The organism is Streptomyces sp. SID11385 (assembly GCF_010548245.1).
Taxonomy (GTDB): domain Bacteria; phylum Actinomycetota; class Actinomycetes; order Streptomycetales; family Streptomycetaceae; genus Streptomyces.
On the sequence record NZ_JAAGLR010000649.1, the window covers coordinates 1 to 246 of the forward strand.

The 246-nt window shown below is 65.9% G+C and carries 1 pseudogene; it reads left to right on the forward strand.

Annotated elements, in window-relative coordinates:
* Positions 1–79 (forward strand): annotated as a pseudogene (locus tag G3I42_RS19565) (type II toxin-antitoxin system VapB family antitoxin); the annotation flags it as partial.
* Positions 80–246 lie beyond the last annotated feature (167 nt).

Here is a 246-nt window from a genome sequence, read left to right on the forward strand (position 1 = left end):
GGACGGACTGCACCGCGCGGTCCGGGCCGCGCTCCAGCAGCGCCAGGTACTGCACGCCCGCGTGCTCGAACTGGGCTGAGACACCACACCACTCGCCGCCGTTCGGGGTTCGTTCGGGTGCTTTCCCACTCGGACGGGTGCGATCCATTGATCATTTAGTAGGCATCATCACCGGGTCGCACTACGCTGCGCCCATGAGCATGCTCACTCCCCCAGGCATGGGCGGAAAGTACCGCATCACGGGTG